18 protein-coding genes are annotated in these 17,327 nt (G+C 67.0%); 6 read left to right on the forward strand and 12 right to left on the reverse strand.

All coding sequences use genetic code 11. From position 1 onward, the window contains the following. Nucleotides 1–41: 41 nt before the first annotated feature. Entirely contained in the window at nucleotides 42–371 is a 330-nt protein-coding gene (locus ACQP0C_RS07040; RefSeq protein WP_433731696.1) for a hypothetical protein, read from the forward strand. 115 nt (nucleotides 372–486) lie between these two features. Here ACQP0C_RS07040 and ACQP0C_RS07045 read toward each other — a convergent pair whose 3' ends face one another. The 4 genes from ACQP0C_RS07045 to ACQP0C_RS07060 all read right to left on the reverse strand — a co-directional run bounded on the left by ACQP0C_RS07045 (nucleotide 487) and on the right by ACQP0C_RS07060 (nucleotide 3,048). Next, a complete protein-coding gene (locus tag ACQP0C_RS07045; RefSeq protein WP_433731698.1) occupies nucleotides 487–1,029 on the reverse strand; it encodes a hypothetical protein in 543 nt (180 codons plus the stop codon). Nucleotides 1,030–1,251: 222 nt separating this feature from the next. Continuing rightward, the gene (locus ACQP0C_RS07050; protein ID WP_433731700.1) at nucleotides 1,252–1,920 is read right to left on the reverse strand and encodes a DUF305 domain-containing protein; all 669 of its coding nucleotides are present in this window, start codon (nucleotides 1,918–1,920) and stop codon (nucleotides 1,252–1,254) included. Between the two features lie 81 nt (nucleotides 1,921–2,001). Next, a complete protein-coding gene (locus ACQP0C_RS07055; protein WP_433731702.1) occupies nucleotides 2,002–2,409 on the reverse strand; it encodes a DUF6153 family protein in 408 nt (135 codons plus the stop codon). Between the two features lie 63 nt (nucleotides 2,410–2,472). Beyond that, nucleotides 2,473–3,048, reverse strand: coding sequence for an AMIN-like domain-containing (lipo)protein (locus ACQP0C_RS07060; RefSeq protein ID WP_433731704.1), 576 nt, complete (start codon nucleotides 3,046–3,048; stop codon nucleotides 2,473–2,475). 128 nt (nucleotides 3,049–3,176) lie between these two features. Here ACQP0C_RS07060 and ACQP0C_RS07065 point away from each other — a divergent pair, with 128 nt between their 5' ends. Next, complete coding sequence (locus ACQP0C_RS07065; protein ID WP_433731706.1) at nucleotides 3,177–4,325, forward strand: class I SAM-dependent methyltransferase; 1,149 nt, start codon at nucleotides 3,177–3,179, stop codon at nucleotides 4,323–4,325. A gap of 192 nt (nucleotides 4,326–4,517) precedes the next feature. After that, nucleotides 4,518–5,375 carry a Bax inhibitor-1/YccA family protein gene (locus ACQP0C_RS07070; protein WP_433731707.1) on the forward strand — a complete coding sequence of 286 codons (858 nt, stop codon included), beginning with the start codon at nucleotides 4,518–4,520 and terminating at the stop codon, nucleotides 5,373–5,375. Between the two features lie 200 nt (nucleotides 5,376–5,575). On the opposite strand, the gene ACQP0C_RS07075 is transcribed toward ACQP0C_RS07070, so the two are convergent. From ACQP0C_RS07075 to ACQP0C_RS07085, 3 genes are all read right to left on the reverse strand, one after another. After that, complete coding sequence (locus ACQP0C_RS07075; RefSeq protein WP_433731709.1) at nucleotides 5,576–6,796, reverse strand: acetyl-CoA C-acetyltransferase; 1,221 nt, start codon at nucleotides 6,794–6,796, stop codon at nucleotides 5,576–5,578. Between the two features lie 23 nt (nucleotides 6,797–6,819). After that, entirely contained in the window at nucleotides 6,820–7,743 is a 924-nt protein-coding gene (locus ACQP0C_RS07080; RefSeq protein WP_433734462.1) for an SGNH/GDSL hydrolase family protein, read from the reverse strand. 202 nt (nucleotides 7,744–7,945) lie between these two features. Next, entirely contained in the window at nucleotides 7,946–8,404 is a 459-nt protein-coding gene (locus ACQP0C_RS07085) for a hypothetical protein (RefSeq protein ID WP_433731711.1), read from the reverse strand. 454 nt (nucleotides 8,405–8,858) lie between these two features. On the opposite strand from ACQP0C_RS07085, the gene ACQP0C_RS07090 reads away from it, so the two are divergent. Both ACQP0C_RS07090 and ACQP0C_RS07095 read left to right on the forward strand, forming a co-directional pair. Next, nucleotides 8,859–10,232 (forward strand): cystathionine beta-synthase, encoded by a 1,374-nt coding sequence (locus tag ACQP0C_RS07090; protein WP_433731713.1) that lies wholly within the window; start codon nucleotides 8,859–8,861, stop codon nucleotides 10,230–10,232. Between the two features lie 59 nt (nucleotides 10,233–10,291). Continuing rightward, nucleotides 10,292–10,480, forward strand: coding sequence for a hypothetical protein (locus ACQP0C_RS07095; RefSeq protein ID WP_433731715.1), 189 nt, complete (start codon nucleotides 10,292–10,294; stop codon nucleotides 10,478–10,480). Between the two features lie 47 nt (nucleotides 10,481–10,527). On the opposite strand, the gene ACQP0C_RS07100 is transcribed toward ACQP0C_RS07095, so the two are convergent. From ACQP0C_RS07100 to ACQP0C_RS07110, 3 genes are all read right to left on the reverse strand, one after another. Continuing rightward, nucleotides 10,528–11,001, reverse strand: coding sequence for a DUF4254 domain-containing protein (locus ACQP0C_RS07100; protein WP_433731717.1), 474 nt, complete (start codon nucleotides 10,999–11,001; stop codon nucleotides 10,528–10,530). 758 nt (nucleotides 11,002–11,759) lie between these two features. Beyond that, nucleotides 11,760–13,361 (reverse strand): HD domain-containing phosphohydrolase, encoded by a 1,602-nt coding sequence (locus ACQP0C_RS07105; protein WP_433731719.1) that lies wholly within the window; start codon nucleotides 13,359–13,361, stop codon nucleotides 11,760–11,762. Nucleotides 13,362–13,473: 112 nt separating this feature from the next. After that, nucleotides 13,474–14,649 carry an acyl-CoA dehydrogenase family protein gene (locus ACQP0C_RS07110; RefSeq protein WP_433731722.1) on the reverse strand — a complete coding sequence of 392 codons (1,176 nt, stop codon included), beginning with the start codon at nucleotides 14,647–14,649 and terminating at the stop codon, nucleotides 13,474–13,476. Between the two features lie 99 nt (nucleotides 14,650–14,748). Between ACQP0C_RS07110 and ACQP0C_RS07115 the strand changes: the two genes are divergently transcribed. Then, entirely contained in the window at nucleotides 14,749–15,894 is a 1,146-nt protein-coding gene (locus tag ACQP0C_RS07115; protein WP_433731724.1) for a cystathionine gamma-synthase, read from the forward strand. 104 nt (nucleotides 15,895–15,998) lie between these two features. On the opposite strand, the gene greA is transcribed toward ACQP0C_RS07115, so the two are convergent. Further along, nucleotides 15,999–16,493 carry a transcription elongation factor GreA gene (gene greA, locus ACQP0C_RS07120; protein WP_040695247.1) on the reverse strand — a complete coding sequence of 165 codons (495 nt, stop codon included), beginning with the start codon at nucleotides 16,491–16,493 and terminating at the stop codon, nucleotides 15,999–16,001. Between the two features lie 296 nt (nucleotides 16,494–16,789). After that, nucleotides 16,790–17,239 carry a DUF4307 domain-containing protein gene (locus ACQP0C_RS07125; RefSeq protein ID WP_433682844.1) on the reverse strand — a complete coding sequence of 150 codons (450 nt, stop codon included), beginning with the start codon at nucleotides 17,237–17,239 and terminating at the stop codon, nucleotides 16,790–16,792. Nucleotides 17,240–17,327: the final 88 nt, after the last annotated feature.

Here is a 17,327-nt window from a genome sequence, read left to right on the forward strand (position 1 = left end):
CACCGAGCACCCAGCCTGAGATCGAAATGTGAGGTACCACCATGACAGCGGAAGGGCCGTGGGAAATTCCCCCGCTCGACGACGCGCCGGATATCGCTCGCACGACCGAGCCGGAGCCGCGAATTACGTTGGCGGACGCTAGAAATTGGCCCGGATTCGTCCTGCTGATCATCGGCGGACTCGTCGCGATCGCCGCCGCGGTGATCGGAGCGGTCGGCTTCCCCGGCGCGGCATTCATTTTCGCGCTCGTCGCCATCGCCGCATCGCTGAGCGGCGTGGCGCTCGTATTGTTCGAGCGTCGCGGCCACCGCCCGCAGCCACGCGGGCCGGAGTCGTCGCCGTGGCGGTCGACCATCCCGCCGGGGGCCTGATCACCCGCGGTATTCGACCATCAGCTCCTTTCGGACTGTCGGCCGAGCGGGACAGCATGTACGCGATCACCACCGCTTCTTTCGGCGCGCCGATAAGGATGCAAGTTGAGCTGTGTCAGTGACCTTTACAGGCATCCTCGGCAATGTTCTTGGTGGCGTTGAACTTATCGATCGCGGCATTGAGGGTATCGGTCGGCGCGCGCCGATCGAGGGTGTCGGCGAGTGCGTTGGTGTCGTCGCGGTAGCTGCGCAGCGGGGTCGCGACGGTCAAAGGCACCTCGGAGGTCACCTTCGAATCGATGGTGCGCGCATTATTGCGCAGCGTCGTGACGGCGTCATTGGCCTTGGAATTGGTCTCCGGATCATTGATGCCCTTGCTATTGCTCGCATCGATGTAGTCGTTGAAGGTACGGATCGAGCTGCTGTTCGCGGTGGTGAAGGTGTCGCACGCGCTTCCGGTCGCCCGTTCGGCCGCCGCCGCGCGCGAGGAGGATGCGGCCACCGACGACGCCGTGACCTCGGAGGCGTAGGCGGCGAGTTCGGTCTGGTTGACCTGCGCGCTGCCGGTGATCTGCTTCGAGCACGCGCCGATGGTCAGGACACCCGCTGCGGTCGCGGCCGCGGCGGCGACGAGGCCCGCACGTTCTAGACGTCGCATGTCGGTTTCCCCTCTCTCCCCTCCGAACACCCGGCCGCTGGAGGCACGAAGGAGGCCGGACGTAACGACCGTACTTGCTCGCGCCCGTCGACGTCAGCCGACCGCATCGAGATCGATGACCAACTGATATCCACCGGACCCGAAGGCGCAGGTCAGAGCCACGAGATCGGCACGGGGGCGCACCGGGACGCGCCGGTCCCGGTGTGCCCCGGTTGCGCCGGGTCAGCGCTGTTCGAGCAGGCCGCGCATGGTGTCGATTTCGGACTGCTGGGCGGCGACGATGGCGGTGGCGAGCGCCTTCGCGTCCGGATCGACGCCGTTGGCGAGTTCGGTATTCGCCATGGTGATCGCGCCGGTGTGGTGCTCGATCATCAGCTCCATCCACTTCCGGTCGAAGTCGGCTCCCGATGCCGCCGCGAGCGCGTTCATCTGCTCGTTCGACATGATGCCCGGCATTGCCGAGGTGCTGGGCATGGTGGTCGTGCCGGGCATGTTGGTCGGCATCTCCATGCTGTGTCCGCCGTGTCCGGTGCTGCTCGGCGCGGGCTTGCCGAAGCTCTCGAGCAACGTGGTGATCTGCTCCATTTCGGGGGTCTGTGCCTTCTCGATATTCGCGGCGAGCGCGCGCACCTGCTCGTTCTGGGTGCGGCTCGGGACCAGCCGCGCCATCTCGACCGCCTGCGCGTGATGCGGGTACATCATCTGCAGGAAGGCCACATCCGCGTCATTGAAATCGGTTCGGGCAGCGGGCTTTCCGGAGCTGGCCCGGCTCGACGATGCGCCCTGGTCCGTGCTCGGCGATTCGCTATTGCTACAGCCCGCGGCGAAGAGCGCGGCGGCGGTACTGGTTACGGCGATGGCAAGGGTGATTCGGCTACGGGTGATGAACATGTCTGTGCTCCTGAGGAATTGCGAATGAACGGTTTCGGACAGGCAGAAGCCGCGACCGTGGTTGCGGGCGCGGTGGGCCTGTCAGATCCGCAGAATCGACAATTCGGCCAGGGACAGCACGGTCCACGGTGGTGCGCGTTCGCGCATCGGCCGCCACTGGCGCGGTTTCGACACACCGCCACCCGGTCGATCGAGGGTGACCCAGTAGAGCAGGACGAGCATCAGGGCCAATGCCACGGTCGTCAGGATGAAGACGCAGGCGTGCATGCCGAAATGTGGATTGCCGCAACTGTCGTCGGTGCAGTCCGATCCGGTGGTCGCGTCGTGCTCGGCGGGCGTCGCCATTGTTATCGTGCCGTGGTGGTCGGCGGGGCTGGGCGCGACGGTGAAAACCCCGGCGTGCATGGCCACGATCCCCGCGAGCAGCGCCAGCACACCGAGCGCCCGGACGAGTCCGGTGGCGCGCGGAGGCAGGTGCTGTTCGACCACGCCGTCATTCTAGAACGGCCCGGACGGGCGACCTTTGATACCCCCTGGCCGTATCGACACCGGCTACGCGGTCGCGATATCGATGATCAGCCGGGTGGGGTTCGCCAGCGTGCTGACCGCGAAGTTCGGGCGATCGGCATTGACCCCGATGAACGATTGGGTGGTGCCCTCGAAGACGGTGGTCCGGTAGACGCCCGCGATCGCGGGTGCGCCGGGGTCGGTGGCCGGATCGGGACCGGAGTACGGCGTCACACCGCTGTCGAACGGATAGGCCGAACCCGTGATCTGGACCTCGAGAATCGAGCGGCCCGCGACATCGAGGACCTTGCCGCTGCCGTCCTGGATGGCCTGCGCGGTGTACTGCACGATCCAGCCGGGCGTACCAGCGCCGCCGAATTCGTAGACCACGCGGTCGAATCCGGGATGATGTCCGATCCGCAGGTCGGTCACGGTCACGCCCGCGCCATTGGACGGGGCCCCGCGCTTGGGCAGGGCATCGCGCGGTGCGCTCTCCGGTGCGTCGGTGAATGTGCCGGTCGTGGTCGGCGCGGTCGTGGTGTTCGAGCTTGATCCACCGTCGCCGCAGCCAACGAGCACCATCGCCGCGGCGGCGGTCATCAGCACCATCCTGTTACGCATGTGGCTGATGGTATTGGCCATCGCCTGCGCTGCCCGGGATTTGCGATAACCCGGCGTCGGGCACCGGGGTGTCGCCGATAGGGCGGGGCGGACGCGATGTATCGGCAACGATCTAGCACACTTGAGGTGTGGAAGATGTCGAGGATGTACTTGGCCGATTGCGGCGGTACCCGGATGTGGAGGCGCGCAACCTCTATGCCGTCGATGCCGCCGACCGGCTGATCCTCGACGTCGCCGCGGACGCCATCGATGCCGCTGGCAGCGGCCGGATCACGGTGATCGGCGACGCCTACGGCGCGCTCACCCTCGGCGCGATCGCCGGGCACGACCTGCGCGCCGTCCGGGTCCATCAGGACCTGCTCACCGGCGAACTCGCGCTGGCCAACAATGCCCGCGCGCTCGGCCTGACGGATCGCTATGCCGCGTACGCGCTTTCCGAAGAGTTGCTCGCCGGCGCCGAGGTCGTCCTGCTGCGCCTGCCGCGCATGCTCGCCGGACTGACCGAGGTCGCCGACGCCATCGCCCGCTACGCGGACCCCGAGGTGGTCGTCGTCGCGGGCGGGCGCGATAAATACCTGACCAAGTCCATGAACGACGTGCTGGCGGACTCTTTCTCGCAGGTGCGCGCGAGCCGAGGGCGGCAGAAGTCGCGCACGCTATTGGTGAGCGGTCCGAAACCCGTTGCCGCGCCGCCATTTCCGGTGTGCGAGCGGATCGACGATATTGATATCGATGTGGTCGCGCACGGTGGCGCATTCTCCGGCGCCAAACTGGATATCGGAACCCGATTCCTGTTGCAGCACCTCAAGTGGATGAAACCCGATGCCCGCGATGCCATCGATCTCGGTTGCGGCACCGGCATTCTGGCCGTCGCGCTGGCCAAGGCCCGGCCCGGCATCCGCGTCGTCGGCACCGACCAGTCGGCGGCCGCGGTGGCCTCGGCGCGGGCGACCGCCGAGGTCAACCAGGTCGCCGATCGGGTGACGGTGGTGCGCGACGATGCCATGTCCTCGGCCGCGGACAATAGCGCCGATCTGGTGCTCTGCAATCCGCCGTTCCATGTCGGCGCGGCCGTGCACACCGGATCGGCGATCAAGATGTTCGCCGAGACCGGCCGGGTATTGCGCCCCGGCGGTGAGCTGTGGACGGTGTACAACTCACATTTGAACTATCGCGGTGTGGTTCAGCGCATGGTGGGCCAGACCGAGGTGATCGGCCGCAATCGGAAATTCACGGTCACGCGATCCGTGCGTGGACTCCGCGACGTCCAGCGGTAGTAGAGTCCGATTTGTCCGTACCGAAGGGTTGCTCGGGAACTCGAGCGGGCCGACACACGTTGGACAACCTAGTTGGATATCGAGCGACCGGCTCGAACGACACGGCTCGGGACCGATCTTCGAGCGACCGGCAATCAGGCGCTGGCGATCGGCCACGGCGACGTGGACCACGACTCCAGAAAGGCATTCACGGTGCGCACCACTAGCAATCCGGTATTCCGTCAACTTCCTCGGCAAGAGGGCGGTGGCTATGCCAACTTCGGGTCAGGGGTGACGGGCGCGGGCCAGATGAGCCAGCAGTACGGCCAATACCCGCAGTACCCCCAGTACCAGCAGCCGTATCAGCAGGCCCCCACCACCCGGGCCATGACCATCGACGATGTGGTCACCAAGACCGCCATCACCCTCGGTGTGCTCGCGCTGTCGGCGATCGTCTCCTACGGCCTCACCAATGCCAATACCGCGCTGGCCCCGCTGTTCGTCATCGGCGGCGGTCTGATCGGCTTCGTGCTGGTGCTGGTCGCGACCTTCGCGAGGAAGATGGACAACCCGGTCGTCGTGCTCTCGTACGCGGTCTTCGAGGGTCTGTTCGTCGGCGCGCTGTCGTTCATGTTCACCAATATCGAATTCGGCGGCGTCGGTGGCAGCGCGATGATCGCGCAGGCCGTGCTGGGTACCTTCGGTGTCTTCGCGGGCATGCTGGTGGTCTACAAGACCGGGGCGATCCGGGTCACCCCGCGCTTCACCCGCATGGTCTTCGGCGCGATGATCGGCATCCTGGTGCTCATCCTCGGCAATGTGATCGCCAGCTTCTTCATCGACGGCGGTCTGGGCCTGCGTGACGGCGGCCCGCTCGCCATTGTCTTCAGCCTGGTCGTCATCGCGGTCGCCGCATTCAGCTTCCTGCTCGACTTCGACGCCGCCGACCAGCTGATTCGCGCCCAGGCCCCGGAGAAGGCCGCCTGGGGCGTGGCCCTCGGCCTGACCGTCACCCTGGTCTGGCTCTACATCGAAATCCTGCGTCTGCTCAGCTACTTCAACAACGACTGATCCGGCCACCCGGGTCCGCCGCTGACGATACGGCCCCAGTTGCCTTGGGAATCCAGGCAACTGGGGCCGTTCTCGCTGATCGGGGAGCTTGTGAATCAGGCGGCGATCCCGAGCCCATCGCGATGATGAGCCCTGATACGCCAATGGCTCCCCATCCATCGGGATGGGGAGCCGCGGTAGCGATTTGGCGAGTCAGCCGATCAGCTCAGGCGCTCGATGACCATCGCCATGCCCTGGCCGCCGCCGACGCACATGGTCTCCACACCGAACTGCTTATCGTAGGTCTGCAGGTTGTTGAGCAGCGTGGTGGTGATGCGGGCGCCGGTCATACCGAACGGATGGCCGAGCGCGATCGCGCCGCCGGAGACGTTCAGCTTGTCCTCATCGATCTTCAGCGCGCGGGCCGAGCCCAGTACCTGCACCGCGAAGGCCTCGTTGATCTCGAACAGGTCGATATCGTCGACGGACTTGCCCGCCAGCGTGAGCGCACGCGTGACCGCCTCGATCGGGCCGAGGCCCATGATCTCGGGGGACAGACCGGAGACGCCGGTGGACACGATGCGCGCCAGCGGGGTGAGGCCGAGTTCCTTGGCCTTGGTGTCGCTCATGATGACCAGCGCGGCCGCACCGTCATTGAGCGGGCAGCAGTTACCGGCGGTGATGGTGCCGTCCGGACGGAACACCGGCTTCAGCTGGCTGACCGCCTCGTAGGTGACTCCGGCGCGCGGGCCGTCGTCCTTCGAGACCACGGTGCCGTCGGGCAGCGTGATCGGGGTGATCTCGCGCTCGAAGAAGCCCGCCTTGATGGCCTCCTCCGCGCGGTTCTGCGAGCGCACGCCCCAGCGATCCTGCTCCTCGCGGGTGATGCCGGTGAACGACGCGACATTCTCGGCGGTCTGGCCCATGGCGATGTAGGCGTCCGGGATCAGGCCGTCCTCGCGCGGGTCGTGCCAGATGCCAGCGCCGCCCTCCGCGGCCTTCGCGGTCCGGGCCTCGGCCTCGGCGAACAGCGCGTTCTTGGTGTTCGGCCAGCTGTCGGCGGAGCCGTTCTTGTAGCGGGACACGGTCTCCACACCGGCGGAGATGAACACATCGCCCTCGCCGGCCTTGATGGCGTGGAAGGCCATCCGGGTGGACTGCAGCGACGAGGCGCAGTAGCGGTGCACGGTGGTGCCGGGCACGAAGTCGTAGCCCAGCTGCACCGCGACGATGCGGGCGATATTGAAGCCCTGCTCGCCGCCGGGCGAGCCGCAGCCGAGGATCAGGTCGTCGATCTGGGCCGGGTCCAGGGCAGGCACCTTGTCGAGCGCCGCGCGCACGATCTGGGTGGTCAGATCGTCGGGCCGCATATCGACCAGCGAACCCTTTGCTGCCCGGCCGATCGGGGAGCGGGCGGTCGAAACGATAACTGCCTCAGGCATGAGGGCTCCTTATGTACTCGCGCTCAGTTCTGTACTGGCATCTCTATGTGTACCGAATCCGCTGAACGGGACAGTCGCCACCCCGGTGATTCGATGAGTCCGCGCAGCCGAGCGGTGATGCCGCGACGTTCGGCGGCGCAGGCCTGTGGCGAATCCGAGCGCCGCTGTGCGAGTGCCGTCACCAGGATCGGCAGCAGATGCGCGGCGGCCAATGCGTAGCCGTCGGCGGACGGATGGAAGCCGTCGTCGGCGAAGAGCCGGTCCGGCGCGGTGAGGAATTCCGGCCCGAGATCGCCCATCGGCACCGGGCTGCCGCCCGCGGTGTGGGTGACCGCGAACTGTGCCTTGGCCAGCCTGACGCTCCAGTTGTGCACAAGGGTGCGCAGCGGCTGCGGAATGGCGCTGACGGTGCCCAGATCCGGGCAGGTGCCGACAACCACGACGCTCCCGGCCGCATGCAGTCGCGCGACGGCCGCGCCCAACCGGCCCGCCGACGCGGATATCGAATGCTTCTTGGTGATGTCGTTCGCGCCGATGAAGATGACCGCGGCATCCGGCGGCGGCCCCGCCACGAACATGGCGTCGACCTGTCCGGCCAGCCCCTTGGAAGTGGCGCCGGAGATCGCCTTGGTGCTCAATCGGATCCGCATGCCGGTGGCCTCGGCCAGCCCGCGGGCGATGCGCACTCCCGGTACCTCTTCGGCGCTCACGCAGCCCACGCCCGCGGCGGTGGAGTCGCCGAAGACCATCAAGTGGACGTCGACCGGCCGACCGGGACGCCACGGCTCGGGGACGTCGCATCCGGCCGAATAGATACCGTCGGCCGCCGGCGGTTTGGTGGTATCGCGCCCGATCACACCGCGCGCTACTCCCGCCTGCGCCATGAGGAGTCGGTACGCAGCCCAGGACGCGGTGCCCGCACTGGATCCGGCCAGCACGGTAGCCATACCCGTCACCGCGGCGGTCCGCCAACTGATTCGAGGTGCCACGACTAGAAATAGTACGTGTTGATCGGCGCCCCGCGGTTGGTTGAACTGCGCCGTTGGGCTCGTCCGAGGTGCGGCCTCGGCACCGTATCGGTGCTCGTCGCCAAGTGGCGGACGACCGCACGCCCGACCGCCACTTCGCCGAAGTGGCGGTCCGGCGGGATCAGGCTGGAACGTCGAAGGTGCCGTGTGCCGGGACGCTCGCGGTGTCGGTGCTGACGGTGACCTCGACGCGACCCGGACCGGTGTCCTGGAACAGCGCGTACTGGATGCTGCCGTACAGGCCGGTGACCACGTTGTTCTCGTAGACACCCGTCGCTCCGGTGCTCAGATTGCGCCATGCGACGGTGGTGCGGACCTCGCACAGCGGGGCCAGCGGATAGTCACCGGGGCCCAGACCCGTCGCCGGATTCGCGCGCACATTCAGAATGGCCCGGCCCGGCCACTCCGAACTGGTATCTGCCCAGGTGCGGATGCTCGTCCAGCAGATGCCGCCGCGGGCCAGCGTTGGCACCTGCGGGAATTCGATGGTCGCGGCATCGGCTTGTGCCGCGCCGACTCCCGCGGCGAGTGCCGCTCCGGCGAGAACTGTTGCGGCGCGAGAGATGTTCGGCTGCCTCATGGTCGCGATCCTAGGCAAGTGATCGGCCTCAGGTGCGTTTGTCACGCGAAACCGTCCGAGTGCGCGAACTCACAGTGTCGGATCCGCGACATTCGCGGTGCGCTCCGTGTTGTGCTGTGCGCCCGCCAGCGTCCCTGTTGCGAACGCCTTGGGACGGGATCTGTGTGACGTTCGTGGTGCTGCTTCCTTCGGCCTCTTGTGGCCGCCGTCGGGGCGGACCTGTGACGGTGCCCTGCACGGATACGCTGCGCTTTCGCCTGCGGGCTCGTTGTGCGGGCTGCGGGACCGGTCGGGGTGCCCTGCATGGTTCCGCTGTGCTGCTGCCTGCCCGTCCGTTGAACAGACCGCGGAGTCGGATCTGTGACATCAGTGGTGCCCGATGCGCCGTACGCTGCGCGTCCGCCTCCGGGACCGTCGCGAACGCCCTGGAAAGCCTTCTGCAACGATAGGGGGCATGCGCATCGCTGATCATGTCGTTGACCTCATCGGCAATACGCCGCTGGTTCGGTTGAACTCGGTGGTGGGGCCCAACGCCGGCGTCGTCGCGGCCAAGATCGAATATCTGAATCCGGGCGGCAGCGCCAAGGACCGCATCGCGGTGAAGATGATCGAGGCGGCGGAGGCCTCCGGTGCCCTGCGGCCCGGCGGCACCATTGTCGAGCCGACCTCGGGTAATACCGGTGTCGGGCTAGCGCTGGTCGCGCAGCGGCGCGGCTACAAGTGCGTATTCGTCTGCCCGGACAAGGTCAGCGAGGACAAGCGCAATGTGCTGCGCGCCTACGGCGCCGAGGTGGTGGTGTGCCCGACCGCGGTGCCGCCGGACCACCCGGACAGCTACTACAGCGTCTCCGACCGGCTGGTCCGCGAGATCGACGGTGCGTGGAAGCCGGATCAGTACTCCAACCCGGGCGGCCCGGACAGCCACTACGAGACCACCGGTCCGGAGGTCTGGCGCGATACCGACGGCAAGGTCACTCACTTCGTCGCGGGCGTCGGCACCGGCGGCACCATTACCGGCACCGGCCGGTATCTGAAGGAGGTGTCCGGCGGCAAGGTGAAGATCGTCGGCGCGGATCCGGAGGGTTCGGTGTACTCCGGTGGCACCGGTCGGCCGTATCTGGTCGAGGGCGTCGGCGAGGACTTCTGGCCCTCGGCCTACGACCCGGCCGTTCCCGACGAGATCATCGCCGTCTCCGACGCCGACTCCTTCGATATGACCCGCCGCCTCGCGCGCGAGGAGGGTCTGCTGGTCGGTGGCTCCTGCGGAATGGCGGTCGTCGCGGCCATCGAGGTCGCGCGCCGCGATCCCGACGCGCTGGTGGTCGTACTGTTGCCCGACGGTGGCCGCGGCTACCTGTCGAAGATCTTCAACGACGAGTGGATGAGCTCCTACGGCTTCCTGCGCGAACGTCTGGACGGCACCGCGGAACCGCTGGTCGGCGATGTGCTGCGCGGCAAATCGGGCGCACTGCCCGATCTGGTGCACACCCATCCGTCGGAGACTCTTCGCGATGCGATCGAGATCCTGCGCGAATACGGGGTTTCGCAGATGCCGGTCGTCGGCGCCGAACCGCCGGTTATGGCCGGTGAGGTCGCGGGCAGCGTCACCGAGCGCGATCTGCTCTCCGCGGTCTTCGAGGGCCGCGCGCACCTGACGGATTCGGTGGCCCAGCACATGAGTCCGTCGTTCCCGTTGATCGGTTCGGGCGAACCCATTTCGGCCGCGACCAAGGCGCTGTCGGATACCGACGCTTTGATGGTGGTCGAGGACGGCAAGCCGGTCGGCGTGATCACCAGGCACGATCTGCTCGGATTCCTCAGCACCTGATCCATCTGAAGTCGTCGGTAGCTCGGTCGTCCTGAGTCGCCCGTCGACGGGACCGATCCGTGGCATCGGCCGGGTACACGTCGGCGGGCGCGTTGTCGGCCATTGCCGTGGCACTGTTCGGCTCGGCGCTGTTCGTCGGTCCGGCGCTGCCGGATCTGTCCCTGGCATCGACACCCCGCCACATCAACGCCCTGCTGGCCACGGTCGAGGGGCTGGGACGTCGGCTGCCAGCGCGTCCAGAGCCTTGACCTGCTCTGCTCGATGTCCAGCGGCGACTACCGCCAGTGCTCAGTTGCTATGCGGATCGACGCGTGCGCGAGTTGTCTTGTGCGGCACCGATAATGAGGTCGCTCCAGTGGTCGGCGAGCAGCGCGAGGCGGTACCAGGCGGCGTGCACGCGATCATCGGAGACCTTTTCGGCGGTGTGCAGCAGATGGCTGGCGTGGGTATAGGCGGCGGCCATCCGATCCAATGTCGCGCCGATGGATTCGGCCCGGATATGTGCCGTCGATCGCCGCTGCGGCACCCGGGTGATCACCCAGGTGTCGATCGCCGAGACGAGTTCGGCTCGGCGGCAATCGATTCCAGCGGTGACGAGCGGATCGTCGTGCCGCTTCCTGTGCAGATCCGCGAGCACGCGCGCCAGCGGAATGAGCGGATGTTCCGGACCCGGTTCGGGCGGATGCCCACCGAATGCGGCGATCAATTCTCGTTGGTCCGGCAGTGTTTTCGCGCCCTCGATAATCGGCGCGCGGTCACGGACGAACATAATGGGCCCCTAGATCCTGCGACGGCATGTACATGGTGCACCTCCGAATAAGCGGTCGGTGCACTCGGATTCGCCGCGTTGATCCGGGACGCTGTACGGCTTCGATGCTGTGAGGCCTTCCCGAAACCGAGTGCTGTTACAGCTTGGCTATCCGCCTTGGCGAATCGGTGACATGAAGATGGCACAGCGATGACAGGTAGTAACAATGTTCTCCGCTCGGTGCGAGCGGCACTGTGAATTATGCCGACCAGTTCGAAATATGCGAATTCGCCAGTTCCCCAGCATGATTCGGCCGCTGCGTGCTCGAATGCCGCCAGCATGGATGCCAACGCCCACTGATCCGGTCCGACGAAAGCGGGCGCGTTCGGCGCGGCCGAGATCGTCTCGAACATCTGGTCGTTCATATCGACCGCGGGCGGTCGATATGTGTCCTGAGGATGCCGGACGGCTCGCGCTTCCGGATCGGATCCACAGTGGCCGAATATCTTTCGGGATCGACGTATGCACCCATGGACTGTCCGCCCACAGCAGCTGGGCCTGCGCCAGCTCCGCTCCTGCGGTCCGGACATCAGCTCCGGTGGCGATCTCCAGGTACCAGGGGTGCCCCGAACAGTCGGAGTTGAACAGCGCGCTGCAGCCGATATTGGAAACGCCGACACTGGCGAGATTGTCGAATCGTGGCGGCCGGAAGCATCGCGTCAACTCGGGCTACGAGCACCCGAGGAAGTGCGGATCCGCACTGGCGGCGCGCCGGTGTGCTAGCTGGGCAGGAGGTTGTGCTCCATGGCGAAAACCGCTGCGCCGGCTCGGGTGCGGCGGCCGATCTTGTCGTAGATGTGGGCCAGGTGGTGGCCGACGGTGCGTTCGGAGACGACGAGGTCCGCGGCTATTTGGCGGTTCGACATGCCGCGTGCGGCCAGGCGCAGGACCTCGACCTCGCGGTCGGTGAGGCCGCAGGGCCATTCGGTGCGGGGCGGGCGCAGACCGGCGGCCTCGATGACGGCCGCGCAGGCGTCGCGGTCGAGGGTGCCCGCCGCGGCTTCGGCGGTGAGTTGTGCGGCCGCCGCGCTGAGTTCGGCGGCGGGGCGGTAGGGGCGCGGTTCGGTCATGGCCGCGAAAACATCCGCGGCGGCGAGCAATCGGGCCGCGAGCGACAGGTCGTGCACCCGGACGCCGCGGTGGTAGCCGCTGCCGTCGAGGCGTTCGTGATGGCCCGCCGCGACATCGGCCAGGTCGGTGAGCCCGGGGCATCGGCGCAGTACCCGATCGGTCCAATAGCTGTGCAGCCGAACGCGTTCCCAGTCGCCCGCGCCGAGCGGGCCGGGGCGATCCCAGATCGCGCTGGAGACACCGGCGCGGCCGATGTCGTGCAGCAGTGCCGCCGCCCGCAGCGTCGCCCGGTCGCCCGCATTCATGCCCGACAGTGTCGCGGCCGCATCGCAGAGCTGTGCGACATGTGCCGAATGACCGAGCAGATAGCGGCCTTTCAGGTCGACAACGATCGCGAGGGCCAGACATAACCGGTCCCGTTCGGCGGGCCGGATCACCGTCGGCAGCCCCGGCTCGGTCGCCACGACCGCGGCCAGCAGATCCGGTACATCCAGGGCGCCCCATACCGCGTCCGGATCGGCATCGAAGACCGAGACCAGCTCGGGGTCGAGATGTCCGCCGGCCCGGCGGCGCAGTTCGGTGAGCACCGCGCGCTGGTCCCGGCGGCCGGAAGCGATCACGGTACCCGCCTCGATCGCACCCGCGGCGGCGGCGCCGGATCCGATCGCGTTGGGGCCCAAGGACAATATGGTCTGCTCGGCCAGGTGCAGAATGCGTCCGGCCAGCGATATGGTCTCCCCGTGCAGCCGTTCCGGCGCACCGAGTCCGTCCCAGCGCTCCTTCACCTCCGTCAGCGCGCGCACCGAACCCTCGGGCAGCCCGAGGCGCGGACCCAGCGCCCTGCTGACCTCGCACACCGACCGCACCGCGACCGGCGCGCCCTTGGGCGCCATGGTCACGAAACGGTCCCGCAGCGCGGTCTGGGCACCCGCCGCCCAGGATCCGAAATTCCGCATCTGGCCAGCGAAGACTGTGCTGTCACCGGGATCGAGCGTGTGGTACGCGCGCTGGAATTCGATGTCATCGGCATAGGAATCGGCGTTCTCCGACGCCCGGCTGGTGCAGCCGACGGCGCCGAGCAGCGCGGCGTGGAACACGACCCGCCGGTCCGCCTCGTCCAACCCGATTCGATCGGCCAGTGCCGTCGCGACAAGGCAAGTGGCCAAACCCTTTTCGAACGGCATTCCGGTCGCCAGGTCGGTGGTCAATGACAGCGCGGCGAGCACCTCGGTGACCCGGATCGACGACACCCTTCGACAGTAATGTTCCGCCCGCCCCCGTGCAGGTCCAATCCACTTCCGGCCCGGCCCGTCGCAATCGCCGGACAGGCCCCCGCATCAGCGCATTCTCGTCGGATGGGAGTTAGCGGAAGGCGTTGGAGTCGGTGAGGGCCTTGCCGAGGACCAGTTGGTGGACTTCGGCGGTGCCCTCGTAGGTGAGGACTGATTCGAGGTTGTTTGCGTGGCGTAGTACCGGATAGTCGAGGGTGATGCCGTTTGCGCCGAGGATGGTGCGGCATTCGCGGGCGATGGCGATGGCTTCTCTTGTGCTGTTCAGTTTGCCCGCGCTGATCTGCTCGGGGAGGACTTCGCCGCGGTCCTTCAGTCTGCTGATCTGCAGTGCGAGCAGTTGGCCCTTGCCGTATTCGAGGGCCATATCGGCCAGCTTGGCCTGGGTCAGCTGGTAGGCGGCGAGGGGCTTGTCGAAGACCTCCCTGGTCCGCGCGTAGTCGATGGTCGCGGCCAGGCAGTCGCGGGCAGCGCCCAGTGCGCCGAAGATGATGCCGAAGCGGGCCTCGCTGAGGCAGCCCAGGGGGGAGCTCAGGCCGCGGGATTGCGGGAGGACCGCGTCCGCGGGCAGTCGCACATCGTCGAGGTCCAGTTCCGCGGTCACCGATGCGCGCAAGGAGAGTTTGTGATGCATCTCGCGGGCGGTGAATCCCGGTGTGCCCGCGGGTACCAGGAATCCGCGCACCACCTGCTCGCCCTCATCCTCGGTCTGCGCCCACACCACCGCGATATCGGCCACCGAGCCATTGGTGATCCACATCTTCGAGCCATTGAGCACCCAGTCGGTGCCGTCGCGCTTTGCCCTGGTCCGCATGCCGCCCGGATTGGAGCCGAAGTCCGGTTCGGTCAGACCGAAACAGCCGAGTGCGCGCCCGGCCGCCATTTCCGGCAGCCAGCGCTGCTTCTGCTCCTCGGAGCCGTATTTGTGGATCGCGGTCATGGCGAGCGAGCCCTGCACCGAGACCATGCTGCGCACGCCCGAATCGACCGCCTCGAGCTCCTGGCAGGCCAGACCGTAGGCGGTCGCCGAGAGGCCAGCACACCCGTAGCCCGCCAAGTGCATGCCGAGCAATCCGATATTGCCGAGTTCCGGCGCGATCTCGCGGGCCGGGAACGTTCCCGCCTCGAACCAGTCCGCGATATGTGGTCGCAACCGCTGGTTGGCGAACGCGCGGACGGTATCGCGGATCTCGCGCTCGTCCTCGGACAACAGGGCATCGATCGCGAACAGTTCATCAACGCTCAGCATGAGCTCAACCTACCGCCGCACCCGCGGCGAAAGCCCGGATCGGCGCACAACGCTGATCCGGCCGATAGCCCGCCGATCGCCCGACGCTAGGCTGACCCCATGAGTGAGCTGGGATTCTCCACCAGAGCCGTGCATGCCGGATACGACCCCGAAGCGCGGACCGGTGCGGTGAACGTGCCCATCTACGCGAGTTCGACGTTCGCCCAGGACGGGGTGGGCGGGCTGCGCGACGGCTACGAATACGGCCGCACCGGCAACCCGACCAGGACCGCACTGGAAGCGAACCTCGCCGCGCTCGAATCGGGCCGCTACGGACGGGCATTCGCCTCCGGCATGGCCGCCACCGACTGTGCGCTGCGGGCGACGCTGCGTCCCGGAGACCACATCGTCATCCCGGATGACGCCTACGGCGGCACCTTCCGGCTGATCGACAAGGTCTTCAGCCAGTGGGGCATCGAACATTCGCCCGCCCACGTGTTCAACGTCGACGAAATGCGCGCCGCGATCCGGCCCAATACCAAGCTGATCTGGATCGAGACCCCGACCAACCCGCTGCTGAGCATCGGCGATATCCCGGCGCTCGCCGATATCGCGCACACCGCGGGCGCGAAACTCGTGGTGGACAACACCTTTGCCACCCCGTACCTGCAGCAGCCGCTGCTGCTCGGCGCCGATATCGTCACCCATTCGACCACCAAATATCTGGGCGGGCATTCCGATGTCGTCGGCGGCGCGCTGATCACCAATGATCCGGAGCTCGACGCGGCGTTCGCCTTCCTGCAGAACGGCGCCGGTGCGGTGCCCGGTCCATTCGACGCCTTCCTCACCCTGCGCGGCACCAAAACCCTCGCGGTGCGGATGGATCGGCATTGCGACAATGCCGAGACCATCGCCGAATTCCTGACAGGGCATCCGGCGATTTCGCAGGTCATCTACCCCGGCCTGGCCGAACATCCCGGCCACTTCATCGCCGATAAGCAGATGAAGCGCTTCGGCGGCATGATCTCGGTCCGGCTCAATGGCGGCAAGGACGCGGCGCACGAGTTCTGCTCGCGCACCAAGATATTCACCCTCGCCGAATCGCTCGGCGGTGTGGAATCGCTGATCGAACATCCGGCCGCGATGACACACGCCTCCACCGCCGGCTCGCAGCTCGAGGTGCCGGACGATCTGGTGCGGCTCTCGGTCGGTATCGAAGATGTCAGCGACCTGCTGGCCGATATCGAGCAGGCGCTGGCGAACTAGGTATGCATATCTCGAACGGCGGCCGCATCCGGATCTCCCGGATGCGGCCGTTCGTTTCGGGTCTGGGGTCGGGATGTCGCGGCCGAGCCGGTCCCGAACCGAGATCAGCTGTGGTAGGGCTCCGCGCTGACCAGCGTCACCTTCATGGTCTTGCCGTTGGGCAGCGTGTACTCACGGGTGTCGCCGACCTTGGCGTCGATGAGCGCGCCGCCGAGCGGCGAATTCGGCGAGTAGGTCTCGAGCTTGGAATCATTGAGGCCCTCTTCGCGGGTCGCGATGAGGAAGGTCTCGGTGTCGGACTCGTCGCCGTCGTAGTAGACCTTGACGACCGAACCCGGCAGCGCGACGCCGGACTTGGTGGGCGCGACGCCGACCTTGGCGTTGTTCAGCAGCTCCTGCAGCTGCCGGATGCGCGCCTCCTGCTGACCCTGCTCCTCACGCGCGGCGTGGTATCCGCCGTTTTCCTTGAGGTCGCCCTCTTCGCGGCGTTCGTTGATCTCGGCAGCGATGACCGGACGATTGGCGATGAGCGCGTCGAGTTCACCCTTGAGCCTGTCGTGCGACTCCGGGGTCAGCCAAGTCACTTGCGTCTCAGTCATCTCGATCACTCCCTAGTAGTTGTTCCCGGCCGAGACCGGGTTCCCTGATCCGCTGCAGTGCCCACAGGGGGCGGGCACGCACCAGCCGACGGCTAGTGCCATCCTGGGAAGTTCATCGAACCCCGACAGGCCTCAGGTCCGGCGAACTCACACACCCGGAACTGACAGCGCTGGCCGTCAATGCAGCAAACACGGCTCCGTGCCCCGGAACCGTGTATCACGCCATTTTAGCATGAATCACAAACATGCAGGTCGGCGTTCGTTTTGTGGACGCCTTGATGGGGTACTGCCCGGAATCAGCCCGCCCGCAGGTACTGGGGGACGTCATCGCTGCATCCGTAGATGCTGCTCGAGACCGGCCGCGCGGAGGCGCGCACGGTGGTCGTCAGCTCGATGGTGCCGCTGCCGGACGGTTCGATCAGCACCTCGCGCCGGCCCAATTCGGACCCGTCCCTGGCCATCGCGCGCACGAAACACACCACCGGCCGTTGCGGATCCTTGCGGGTGACCTTGAGGTGTACCGAGATCGTGGAGTCGTCGACGACGGTGTAGCCGAGCTGTTCGGCGTCGATATCGTCCGGGCCGTACTTCTGGAAACCGAGATAGGCGACCCCGAGACCCGCGGCGAGCACGACCGCGCCGAGTGCGAAAGGAATCCAGCGGCGCCTCGGGCGTGGCGTCGTACCGTACCGGTCGGCACGTCGATCGGCGGGCGCCGAAGCGGCGGCACCGGGTGTATCGCTCATGGTGCATCGCTCCCGGGGGGTACGTCGGAACAAAAGTCTGTCGAATGGAACTATAGGGACAGGCAGATCGGACCCCGGCGGCGGAGAT

Source organism: Nocardia sp. CA-129566, assembly GCF_050956075.1.
Lineage (GTDB): Bacteria > Actinomycetota > Actinomycetes > Mycobacteriales > Mycobacteriaceae > Nocardia.

What these genes read in the sequence shown, in the direction of transcription:
- ACQP0C_RS07040 (WP_433731696.1), top strand. Translation starts at nt 42, where the DNA reads ATGACAGCGGAAGGGCCGTGGGAAATTCCCCCGCTCGACGACGCGCCG.
- ACQP0C_RS07045 (WP_433731698.1), bottom strand. Translation starts at nt 1,029, where the DNA reads ATGCGACGTCTAGAACGTGCGGGCCTCGTCGCCGCCGCGGCCGCGACC.
- ACQP0C_RS07050 (WP_433731700.1), bottom strand. Translation starts at nt 1,920, where the DNA reads ATGTTCATCACCCGTAGCCGAATCACCCTTGCCATCGCCGTAACCAGT.
- ACQP0C_RS07060 (WP_433731704.1), bottom strand. Translation starts at nt 3,048, where the DNA reads ATGCGTAACAGGATGGTGCTGATGACCGCCGCCGCGGCGATGGTGCTC.
- ACQP0C_RS07075 (WP_433731709.1), bottom strand. Translation starts at nt 6,796, where the DNA reads ATGCCTGAGGCAGTTATCGTTTCGACCGCCCGCTCCCCGATCGGCCGG.
- ACQP0C_RS07080 (WP_433734462.1), bottom strand. Translation starts at nt 7,743, where the DNA reads ATGGCTACCGTGCTGGCCGGATCCAGTGCGGGCACCGCGTCCTGGGCT.
- ACQP0C_RS07085 (WP_433731711.1), bottom strand. Translation starts at nt 8,404, where the DNA reads ATGAGGCAGCCGAACATCTCTCGCGCCGCAACAGTTCTCGCCGGAGCG.
- ACQP0C_RS07090 (WP_433731713.1), top strand. Translation starts at nt 8,859, where the DNA reads ATGCGCATCGCTGATCATGTCGTTGACCTCATCGGCAATACGCCGCTG.
- ACQP0C_RS07100 (WP_433731717.1), bottom strand. Translation starts at nt 11,001, where the DNA reads ATGTTCGTCCGTGACCGCGCGCCGATTATCGAGGGCGCGAAAACACTG.
- ACQP0C_RS07110 (WP_433731722.1), bottom strand. Translation starts at nt 14,649, where the DNA reads ATGCTGAGCGTTGATGAACTGTTCGCGATCGATGCCCTGTTGTCCGAG.
- ACQP0C_RS07115 (WP_433731724.1), top strand. Translation starts at nt 14,749, where the DNA reads ATGAGTGAGCTGGGATTCTCCACCAGAGCCGTGCATGCCGGATACGAC.
- greA (WP_040695247.1), bottom strand. Translation starts at nt 16,493, where the DNA reads ATGACTGAGACGCAAGTGACTTGGCTGACCCCGGAGTCGCACGACAGG.
- ACQP0C_RS07125 (WP_433682844.1), bottom strand. Translation starts at nt 17,239, where the DNA reads ATGAGCGATACACCCGGTGCCGCCGCTTCGGCGCCCGCCGATCGACGT.